The organism is Nostoc sp. CALU 546 (genome assembly GCF_048836525.1).
Genome location: NZ_JAWJTF010000077.1, coordinates 36810 through 45622 on the forward strand (window position 1 = coordinate 36810; position 8813 = coordinate 45622).

11 protein-coding genes are annotated in these 8813 nt (G+C 41.9%); 6 read left to right on the forward strand and 5 right to left on the reverse strand.

Annotated elements, in window-relative coordinates; all coding sequences use genetic code 11:
• Positions 1-238: 238 nt before the first annotated feature.
• Complete coding sequence (locus RRG12_RS29325; protein ID WP_292735314.1) at positions 239-763, reverse strand: SRPBCC family protein; 525 nt, start codon at positions 761-763, stop codon at positions 239-241.
• 451 nt (positions 764-1214) lie between these two features.
• Between RRG12_RS29325 and hemF the strand changes: the two genes are divergently transcribed.
• On the forward strand, positions 1215-2255 hold the full coding sequence (hemF, locus tag RRG12_RS29330; protein WP_069070961.1) for an oxygen-dependent coproporphyrinogen oxidase: 1041 nt from the start codon (positions 1215-1217) through the stop codon (positions 2253-2255).
• Positions 2256-2499: 244 nt separating this feature from the next.
• Positions 2500-2868: an STAS domain-containing protein gene (locus RRG12_RS29335; protein WP_012411454.1), complete on the forward strand. Its 369-nt coding sequence runs from the start codon at positions 2500-2502 to the stop codon at positions 2866-2868.
• Between the two features lie 64 nt (positions 2869-2932).
• Here RRG12_RS29335 and RRG12_RS29340 read toward each other — a convergent pair whose 3' ends face one another.
• Positions 2933-3529: a chromophore lyase CpcT/CpeT gene (locus tag RRG12_RS29340; RefSeq protein ID WP_420761610.1), complete on the reverse strand. Its 597-nt coding sequence runs from the start codon at positions 3527-3529 to the stop codon at positions 2933-2935.
• A gap of 213 nt (positions 3530-3742) precedes the next feature.
• Between RRG12_RS29340 and psb29 the strand changes: the two genes are divergently transcribed.
• On the forward strand, positions 3743-4450 hold the full coding sequence (psb29, locus tag RRG12_RS29345) for a photosystem II biogenesis protein Psp29 (RefSeq protein ID WP_069070963.1): 708 nt from the start codon (positions 3743-3745) through the stop codon (positions 4448-4450).
• Positions 4451-4568: 118 nt separating this feature from the next.
• Here the strand turns inward: psb29 and RRG12_RS29350 are convergent, their stop codons facing one another.
• The 3 genes from RRG12_RS29350 to RRG12_RS29360 form a co-directional block, all read right to left on the reverse strand.
• The gene (locus tag RRG12_RS29350; protein ID WP_069070964.1) at positions 4569-4931 is read right to left on the reverse strand and encodes a phage holin family protein; all 363 of its coding nucleotides are present in this window, start codon (positions 4929-4931) and stop codon (positions 4569-4571) included.
• Between the two features lie 299 nt (positions 4932-5230).
• On the reverse strand, positions 5231-5821 hold the full coding sequence (locus RRG12_RS29355; RefSeq protein WP_420761611.1) for a biopolymer transporter ExbD: 591 nt from the start codon (positions 5819-5821) through the stop codon (positions 5231-5233).
• 42 nt (positions 5822-5863) lie between these two features.
• The gene (locus tag RRG12_RS29360; protein ID WP_420761612.1) at positions 5864-6592 is read right to left on the reverse strand and encodes a MotA/TolQ/ExbB proton channel family protein; all 729 of its coding nucleotides are present in this window, start codon (positions 6590-6592) and stop codon (positions 5864-5866) included.
• A gap of 320 nt (positions 6593-6912) precedes the next feature.
• On the opposite strand from RRG12_RS29360, the gene trmB reads away from it, so the two are divergent.
• The 3 genes from trmB to RRG12_RS29375 all read left to right on the forward strand — a co-directional run bounded on the left by trmB (position 6913) and on the right by RRG12_RS29375 (position 8694).
• Positions 6913-7566, forward strand: coding sequence for a tRNA (guanosine(46)-N7)-methyltransferase TrmB (gene trmB / locus RRG12_RS29365; RefSeq protein WP_420761613.1), 654 nt, complete (start codon positions 6913-6915; stop codon positions 7564-7566).
• A 417-nt stretch (positions 7567-7983) separates the two neighbouring features.
• The gene (locus tag RRG12_RS29370; protein WP_069070968.1) at positions 7984-8229 is read left to right on the forward strand and encodes a hypothetical protein; all 246 of its coding nucleotides are present in this window, start codon (positions 7984-7986) and stop codon (positions 8227-8229) included.
• Between the two features lie 27 nt (positions 8230-8256).
• Positions 8257-8694 (forward strand): nitrogen fixation protein, encoded by a 438-nt coding sequence (locus RRG12_RS29375; RefSeq protein ID WP_069070969.1) that lies wholly within the window; start codon positions 8257-8259, stop codon positions 8692-8694.
• The last annotated feature ends 119 nt before the right edge of the window (positions 8695-8813 follow it).

Consider the following 8813-nt stretch of genomic DNA (forward strand, 5'->3'; position numbering starts at 1 on the left):
ACTTTAGCTATGAGACAGAGAATTCATTCTCTGGCGGACGTGCGGTTTCGCGTTAAGTTGACACCAATGAGCACTAGCACTTCTCTACGAGACGCTGCGCGTAGCTTGCTTCCACGAAGTGGTGCGGCTATGCAGTTCGACTGCGCTCACCGTAAACTCAGTGACCGAGGGGCAGAGGGGAAAGACTTACTGCTCCCCTGCTCCCCTGCTCCCCTGCTTCTTACCCAATTTCCAATCCCTAAAAATCAAAACAACTGTCATTAAGAGATTTTTTCTTACCAGATACCGCCGGCAATGCCGTCTTTTCTACTGCCTCGACTAAAGACCGTGCAACGCGGTCTGCATAAGGACGGGATAAAGACCAAATCAGGGGCGATAACCATCCCCGTAGTGTTACAGAATAAGACAAACAAGTACCACAAACCGTTGACTCTACTTGATAAGTCACCCTTTCCTCAATTCCAGGAATTGCCATTACTCGGATACTCAGCATCTCTCTAGGATTGACGCGTTCCACAAAAATTCTGATGGGAATTGGCGAAAAGCGTGTGACAGCTTGAAAAATTAATCCTGGTTTGGGTACTAATCCGTGGGGAACATTAGTACTCTTAAGTTGTGGATGCCAGGAAACATCTGTTAAGTCAACCACTTTTTGCCACAGTTCATCTACAGAAGCAGAACTAATCTCTCGATACGTCCACACCAGAGAGGCGCAAAACCGACGACGTTTGCGGTGGATGAATTTGGATAACCAACCTTGCATTTTCCTAATCCTCCTCCTCTCTAGAGACTTTCTGGTAACTCTGGTATGGTGTGCAACTACGCTCAAACCCTAAATTAAAACTTTCTCAAAAATTCACTAAACATAGTAAGCCTCGATTCGGTACAGACCCTAACAGCTAATATCAGCAATATGGCAAAAAAATTCTGAGTAGCACGGTTAAAGCCTTAATACCTCAAGGTTGGAACTAAAATCTAGTCTCTATACCAGAATATTCCAATTAAGAATTTCAAAAAAAACTAATTCAATATACAAGCCTATACGCATTTGAGGGAAAATAACTCTAGTGATGCCCATCAATCGTATAAATGCTTAACCAGTAAGAAAAAGCGGGTTGGGCAAATAGAGCTAGATTGTTGGCGCGTGTTTCCCCCAAATTTTAAAATGAAAAATTTGTGGCTTTCTGGAAATTGTAATTTAGGTTCGGGAATCTATGTTGACCAACTCGCAAACACCAACTGTAGAAGCAGTATCATCCAAATCTTTGCCAGCACCTGACGCTCAGACTAGAGTCAGTCAGTTTATGAAACAGCTGCAAGACGAAATTACTGAATCATTAGGAAAACTAGATGGTGTGGCTAAGTTTCATGAAGATAGTTGGGAACGCCCAGAAGGAGGTGGAGGGCGATCGCGCGTGCTGCGAGATGGTGCAATATTTGAACAAGCAGGTGTAAATTTTTCTGAAGTTTGGGGTTCCCATTTGCCAGCTTCAATTTTAGCCCAACGCCCGGAAGCAGCAGGGCATGGCTTTTATGCCACTGGCACTTCAATGGTGCTACATCCTCATAATCCTTACGTACCCACAGTTCATCTAAATTATCGCTACTTTGAAGCGGGGCCAGTTTGGTGGTTTGGTGGTGGTCTTGACTTGACACCTTATTACCCATTTGCTGAAGATGCGGCACATTTACACAAAACGTTAAAACAGGCTTGTGACCAACATCACCCAGAATATTACCCAGTATTTAAACGGTGGTGTGATGAATATTTCTACCTCAAGCATCGTGACGAGACACGGGGAGTAGGTGGTCTGTTTTTTGATTACCAAGATGGTCAAGGTGCTTTATATCGCGGCCCAAATCCCGACGGAGAAGCGGCTAATTATAGCAACCAGGTGGGAACACCAGCAACCCGCAATTGGGAAGATTTGTTTGGTTTTGTGCAAGACTGCGGCAGAGCATTTTTACCAGCCTACGTACCAATTGTAGAACGGCGGCATGGGATGGAATATGGCGATCGCCAACGGAATTTTCAACTCTACCGTCGGGGAAGATATGTAGAATTTAACTTGGTTTATGACCGAGGCACCATTTTTGGTCTGCAAACCAACGGACGCACTGAATCAATTCTCATGTCCCTACCACCCTTAGTGCGCTGGGAATATGGCTATCAACCGGAACCCAATTCCCCTGAAGCCGAGTTGTATGAAACCTTCCTTAAGCCTCAAGATTGGATCAACTGGACAGCTAAATAGTGCTGAGTTCTGAGTGCTGAGTGCTGAGTTAGGAGTTAGGAGTCAGGAGTTATGATCCTGATCTTCTCTTTCTCATCTCCCTCACTCCCCACTCTCCACTATTTTGATGAGTTAAACTACTAAAGTTAAGCACTTAGCAGAAAAAGGTGACAATTTTAGCTATACCTTGTTAATCTCAAGTGACAGCATTAGAAAATTCTGCAACTAGTTAATCTTACATAGGAATGGCACGGGGAGGGCTTTAGTGATTCATATAGACCAAAAAACTTATACAACCCAAGACGGAAACACCGTTATTGTCCTGACACCAGCAGGTCGCCTAGATATCACCACTGCTTGGCAATTTCGCCTGAAGTTACAGGAGTGTATTTCCAAACTCAGTCGCCATGTAGTTGTAAATTTGGCTCAGGTAAATTTTATTGATAGTTCTGGTCTTACTTCTTTAGTCGCAGGAATGCGCGATGCTGATAAAGTCAAGGGTAGTTTCCGCATTTGCAATGTACATCCAGAAGCCAAACTCGTATTTGAAGTGACGATGATGGATACTGTTTTTGAAATCTTTGAAACAGAAGAGGAAGCTTTAGAAGGTGTACCTCGTAGCATTGCCAGTTAGAAAAGAGTTAGGAGTTAGGAGTTAGGAGTTAATTGAAAATTCATGACTCATAACTTTATCTTATTCAATACTGATTTCGCTTGGTGTAGCGATAAGGCCCCATAATCGCTCCCCAGGTTGCTTTTCCAGTAGTTGGATCAATTCCCTTGTCATAGCTATAAAATTCTGCCCCTGTAGCTGCAAAACCCAAGGAAACATACACAGTATTGCCAAGATAAGTAAAGCTACAACGAGTGTCTGGTAGTGGGGTAGCAGTGAACTTATAGCGATCGCAAGCTAGTTTTTCTTGAGTAACTGTTAGGATACAACCTGGCAGTAAATCCAATTGTTCGGGTGTCAGTGTGTTGAGTAGAGCAGGGTTATGACCTGCGCCTCTTAATGCACCTGGATCTTGAGGCATATAATATTGTACTTCCACGGTTGCGTCAGAGTCGCTCCCCTGACGCAAGCGGATAATTCGCTGGCGATAAGGTTGATCTAGGGTAATAACGTTAGCCTGTTCGGCAAACAAGGTAATACTATCTTCTGTGAAGAGATTAACTGGTCTTTGCCACAAGCGCAGGTGGACATACCAAACTGGTTCTGCTATGGCTTGTTCCCGATTATCAAATTCACCAGCTAGGTACTCACCTAAAGCAATTAACTGTGGCGAGAAGTTCATAAATGCGATAAAAGAATCATTAAGGATGATAATTTTTTTTGGCTAGTTTTTTAGGAGAAAAGGTCTTAATCCCCTGTGGCTACTAGCTTATAAAATACTTCTGATTTGTCTACATTGTAAATGAAACTGTCACCAGCTAAAAGCTCAACTTGGCAAAGTAGCCTTTAAGCGAGAAAATAAAGATACGTCGCCCTTAACATTTCCTTTTTCTTTGTGAATAACGTCCGTACAGTCTCTGATACAAAACGAACTTTCTACAATCTTCACACCCGTCCGATCAACACTATTTATCGTCGGGTAGTAGAAGAATTGATGGTGGAAATGCATCTGCTGTCAGTAAATATCGATTTTAGCTACAATCCAATTTATGCCTTGGGTGTCGTCACTACTTTTGACCGCTTCATGGAAGGCTATCAACCCGAACGGGATCAAGAATCAATTTTTAACGCCCTATGTCGGGCTATAGAACAAGATCCGCAACAATTTCGACAGGATGCTGAAAGATTGCAAGCTGTAGCTAAAGGTTTGCCAGTTAAAGATTTAATTGGTTGGCTAGGCCAAACTACTTATTTAGATAGAGATGGTGACTTACAAGCACAACTGCAAGCGATCGCCAATAATCCTAACTTTAAATACAACCGTTTGTTCGCAATTGGTGTATTTTCGTTATTAGAGCAGTCAGATCCCGGATTAGTCAAAGACGAAAAACAACTCACTGAGGCATTGAAAGCGATCGCTGCTGGTCTGCACCTCTCCGATGACAAACTCAACAAAGATTTGGAATTATACCGTTCTAACCTAGACAAAATGGCGCAAGCATTGATAGTGATGGCAGATATGCTCTCAGCCGATCGCAAAAAACGCGAGCAACGTAAACAACAATCAACTACCCCAGTTGCTCCACCAAGTTCCAACGAATAGTTAAGAGTAATTCAATTTTAGATTTTAGATTTTAGATTTTTACTTCAATCCAAAATCTAAAATTGAAAATCTAAAATTGCCAGAGTTAAGATTTATGAATAACTCCTAACTCCTAACTTTAGACGCCCAAGAGTTTGTAGATTAAGCTGTTAATTATAGTCAGTGCAAATGCCCCAATCACAGCACTCCAAATACCGTAACGTAAGCGAAAGCCCTCTACTAGCCAAGCAGCAATACTAAAACAAACTACGGCAATCATAAATGTGAAAATGCCGGATAGTAAATCCAAGGTAAGTAAATTTGGTACTGCAAAAACGAGGCTTAAAATCGGTCTAACTATTGCTGTCACGATCCCAAGCACTGCGGCAGAAAGAAAGGCTTTACCTGGAGTTTCAATTTCAACTCCCAAAGGCAACTTGCTAATTATCAATAAGCTGATAGCTGTTACTACCCAAACAATTAAAAGCGTCACGATATTCATGCCACAACCCCTGAAACGTGAATGGCAATTGGTGATAAATTACTTTAGTTTATCGGTGGAAAAATCTTTAAAGCTCAACCAATTATTTATAAATTAGCAGAGAATTTTCTCTGACCGAATTTTATTTTAGATATCTTTAGGTTTGCCACAAAGCTTGAAGGGGGAGTGGGGAATGAGGGAGTAAGGGAGCAGGGGGAGCAGGGGAAGAAAATTAATAACCAATGCCCCATACCCCATGCCCCATGCCCTACATTATCTTTTAAGAGTAGGTTGGGCTTGTTTGGTTTGGGTGCTGGCGCTTAAGGCGCTGGTGAGCTAGGAACCGCCGTAGGTAAGGGTACGGAATTAGGTGCTAAGGGAAATTTAGGGGCAAGATTCCCTTCGGGATTGATACCTGGAACTGGTGTATCACCAGGATTTATGGGGAAAGAGGGGATAGCAGGCTGGTTTGGTAAGCTTGTGGGTGGTTGAGATGGGCCAGGAATAATTCCCAAAGAAACGCGATCGCCTCCTACTTGCCGTAGTAAATCTAATGTCTCAATCACATCATTATAAGTTGCTGTGCGCGAAGCATTCAGCACCACAACAGCACTGGGATTTTGTTGGAGATACTGTTTTAACGTTTGTCCCAAATCCTCCCGTTTTATAGGCTGTTTTTCTATGTAAGTATTGCCAACGGCATCGATAGTCACAATCAGACTTCCACTCTGTGACGTTATCCCGGATACTGAACTGGGGCTGGCTTTGGGCAAATCAACATTTATCGCCTGTTGTCGTGTAAATTGTAATGCCGCTAACAAAAAAAACGTCAGGATACAAAAAACAACATCAATTAAAGGGATGATTTGAATTTGGACTTCTTCAATTGGAGTATGTAGATTAACTTTCATGTCTCACTATAAAGCCTGGTTTCGGAGTTGAATTTTTGACTATTAATTAGGTGCATTCGGGGGTTCAGGTGGTTCAGGCAACCGAGTCTTTCCTGACTTGCGGGGTGGAGTGAAATTCTCCCGCACAATTGCTGATGTAATATTACTAAAGTCAGGCGGGGACTGGTGATAAAGCAATTCCATTTCATTCCCTGCTTTACGAAAAACTTTAACTTGGTTGACGACAAAACTTTGAAATAGGCGGTAAAATACCAAACTAATGATGGCAACTATTAGCCCTGCTGCCGTACTAATTAAGGATTCACCAATACCAGTAGTCACTCCAGCAGTAGATTCAGTTCCTAAATCGCCAATCCGAATTGAGCGCAGAGACTGGATTAAACCTAAAACTGTACCTAATAATCCTAGCAGGGGTGCGAGGGCAATCACGGCTTCTAAAAGCTTTTCACCTCGCCGCATTCCAGCCAATTCATCTTCTGCTGTAGCCTCAAGTGCTAATCGAAAGGTTTCTGCATTACTTTTTGTTAAGCGTAGAGGGGCGTAAAGAAAACGCCCAACAGGCTGATGGCTTGCTTGTCTTGCAATGTCCGCAGCTACTTGCCAATTATCCTGGGCAGCATCTAGGATGCGATCGACTATTTGCTTTTCCTGAGTCAAAATTCTTAACCAGAACCACAAACGCTCGAAAATCACACTCAAAGCCAGAATCGACAAAATGAGCAAAGGCCACATCGCTGGCCCGCCCTTATAAAACAAATCTAAAATATCCACTGTTTAAGTTTCCTCCCTCCATGACTAGAGCAAATGTGCTTAAGCATTTTAATTCTAGAGATTAATGCAAAATGAGGGACTTCAAAAATATAAATTTCTCGAAAACCTCAAAATACAGTGTAAAGATGGCATATTTGACTCAGACTGCTTTACAAGTATTGGAGCAAAAAGCCCACCGCTTATAGTCGTGGTAGTGTCAAAAACTTTTTGCTGGATAGGCGATTGAATGATAGACCAATAATTTTTGGCATACTTTTGCTAGACTTCCTTGTAACCTGGAGTTGCACTACAGGATATTTTCACTTGAAGGAGAGCAAATTTTGGCAGCAGTCCGAGTCCGCCAGCATGTTAATCCACTTGGTAAAAAGTATCAAACACCAGCAAATCCCCTTGACTGGGAAAAAGTTTATGCAAAGCCAAATCAACCACTACATCTAGATATTGGCTGCGCTAAGGGACAGTTTTTGCTGAATATGGCCAAGATAGAACCCAACTGGAATTTTCTCGGCTTAGAAATTCGGGAACCGCTGGTGGTGGAGGCGAATAAGTTACGTTCTGAGTTGGCTTTAACAAACCTGCACTACTTGTTTTGCAATGTGAATAACTCATTGCACTCACTTTTATCTTCTCTCCCTCCAGGAAGTTTACAACGCGTTACAATTCAATTCCCCGATCCTTGGTTTAAAACCCGCCATGCGAAACGTCGTGTAGTCCAACCAGAATTAGTGGCAGATTTAGCGAAATATCTTGCGGTTGGGGGATTTGTATTTCTGCAATCAGATATGGAATTTGTCGCTGTAGAAATGCGCGATCGCTTTGCGGAAAATCCAGATTTTGAGAAAATTGGTACAGGAGAATGGTTGACTGAAAACCCCTTACCAGTTCCAACAGAAAGGGAAATAGGTACGCAAAAAAAGGGTGAACCTGTTTATCGGGCTTTGTTTGTTAGGCAAGAGGTTGTAAATGAAGAGTAGTGATGGTGTGCGATCGCATAGTACTATAAATGCCAAATCTAGCTTTTTATCTGGATATTTTAGAGATTATATGTTTTCCCAAGTTGATCTAAAGTAACTAGAAATTAGACATTCTCTATCAATTTCCAACATTTTCGGGACATAAATATTTTAGTTAATGATCGCAATTGCCTGAGATATCAAATTTGAATTGGTATCCGATAGTTTATAGCTTGAGTAAATGATATATGCCCCTACAGAAAAATAGGGGCGAATTAAAATTTATCGTTTTTTAGTGACATAAAAGTTTTATTTCTGTCTACTTTAGGGTTCTTAAGATATAGAGTGAGTAGCTTCTTTTTTCCTAAGATAAGGACATATTAGGCAATTACACTGATTAGTAATAGTCAATAGTCAATAAATCAGAGGTAAATCAACATGGAAGCGAAAGAAAAAAAGTATAACAGTCAAATTGAAATTAGCGATTTGATTGATGATGCTGTGAAAAATGCTGTGGCACGTCGGAATGAAGTTTTGGATTCAGAAGAAACTTTATTATCTATGTCTGACGAAGAAGCAAGAAGTGTTGCAGGTGGAGTATCAAAATTAGTTCCCGTAATTCTTGGTAAGTTTCCTATTCCTACAACGATAGGACTGATAGCAACTGAACCCTTGTATTCATAAAGATTCTCTCCACTGGAGGCTCAATTGATGAAAGATATTACCGTTGATAAAACTACACTTTGCCCCAGTGCTAGACCAGAATCTGAGGATAGTGTTGTTTTCGGAATCATCAGTGGAACAGTTGCAGAACCCCGTGTAACTTATCTTAAACAGCCCTTGCCTATCACTAATGAACTGATAGCAAAAGCTAGTCCAATTACACCTGCTGAAATTTTTCGGACGGCGGCAGCTTGTGCCACTAAAGGTTGCCAGCATTTTGATGGACAAGATTGCCGTCTAGCAATGCGAATTGTAGAAAAGTTACCGCCAGTGGCAGAAGAACTACCCCCCTGTTCCATACGCCGAGATTGTCGGTGGTGGCAACAAGAAGGGAAAGCAGCTTGTATGCGTTGTCCACAACTGATTACAGATAACTACAATCCGTCTGAAGTTGCAATTCAAGTGTCAAAACTAGCTGCCAGTTAAAAGGCTTCCAAATAAAAAATACTCAACTACTGCTTGTGGGGTGGGTGTCTTACCCGCCCGTAGCCAAAAGCAGGCAAGATGCCCATCCGAGAAGATTAGATATAGGAATCCGCTTTGAT

Bases quoted from the DNA above. Each gene is read 5' to 3' on its own strand.
- RRG12_RS29355 (WP_420761611.1), bottom strand. From the start codon at position 5,821: ATGAAAGTTAATCTACATACTCCAATTGAAGAAGTCCAAATTCAAATC.
- hemF (WP_069070961.1), top strand. From the start codon at position 1,215: ATGTTGACCAACTCGCAAACACCAACTGTAGAAGCAGTATCATCCAAA.
- RRG12_RS29375 (WP_069070969.1), top strand. From the start codon at position 8,257: ATGAAAGATATTACCGTTGATAAAACTACACTTTGCCCCAGTGCTAGA.
- RRG12_RS29325 (WP_292735314.1), bottom strand. From the start codon at position 763: ATGCAAGGTTGGTTATCCAAATTCATCCACCGCAAACGTCGTCGGTTT.
- RRG12_RS29370 (WP_069070968.1), top strand. From the start codon at position 7,984: ATGGAAGCGAAAGAAAAAAAGTATAACAGTCAAATTGAAATTAGCGAT.
- RRG12_RS29340 (WP_420761610.1), bottom strand. From the start codon at position 3,529: ATGAACTTCTCGCCACAGTTAATTGCTTTAGGTGAGTACCTAGCTGGT.
- RRG12_RS29350 (WP_069070964.1), bottom strand. From the start codon at position 4,931: ATGAATATCGTGACGCTTTTAATTGTTTGGGTAGTAACAGCTATCAGC.